Origin of the sequence: Novosphingobium sp. FKTRR1 (assembly GCF_020404405.1) — a bacterium.
GTDB lineage: Bacteria > Pseudomonadota > Alphaproteobacteria > Sphingomonadales > Sphingomonadaceae > Novosphingobium.
Map to the genome: position 1 here is coordinate 1 of NZ_JAIZDA010000103.1, position 529 is coordinate 529.

The window sequence follows — 529 nt, forward strand, 5'->3', positions numbered from 1 at the left end:
TGGGCCAGAAGAAGCTCGTTCTTCTCAGCTTCGCTCAGCACATGAAGCGGGGGTGGGGCCATCAGCAGGGTGAATCAAACTCCGAGTCACCGCGCAACCATTTTCTGCCAACCTCCTGAGCAGTTACCCGCTCCCTCTATCAGCGCGCCAGCGACTTGCGATTACGGTGACACTTTACTAAATACACATAATCCGAGGGCGGGGAGTTGCGGACGCGCCCACCAACCCCGCACGGCCCTAAGCATGCCATGGAAGTAGAATGTCGCAGATTGGGCATTTGGTAAAGTGTCACCGTAATTCTAATTCGGGAAGAACGGAAATTATATACTTGACCTACTGAGAGTGAGTCGTGGAACATCGCCAGCTTGAGCGGCCCCATTTGGCGTTGACTCATTCGACCTAAGAGCCCGATTCAAAAGTCTGTCATGCGGCTGAAAGTCGCGCAATTCTGCGGGTTAGCATCCGGATAGAAGCGATATTCGCCCACGCGGTCGAGCTCTCGATGGAGCGTTCCCAGTCTTTGGCGAGG

The 529-nt window shown here is 54.6% G+C and carries 1 pseudogene; it reads right to left on the bottom strand.

Annotated features, from left to right (window positions below):
- Window positions 1-423: 423 nt before the first annotated feature.
- Window positions 424-529 (bottom strand): annotated as a pseudogene (locus tag LDN95_RS23100) (IS5/IS1182 family transposase); the annotation flags it as partial.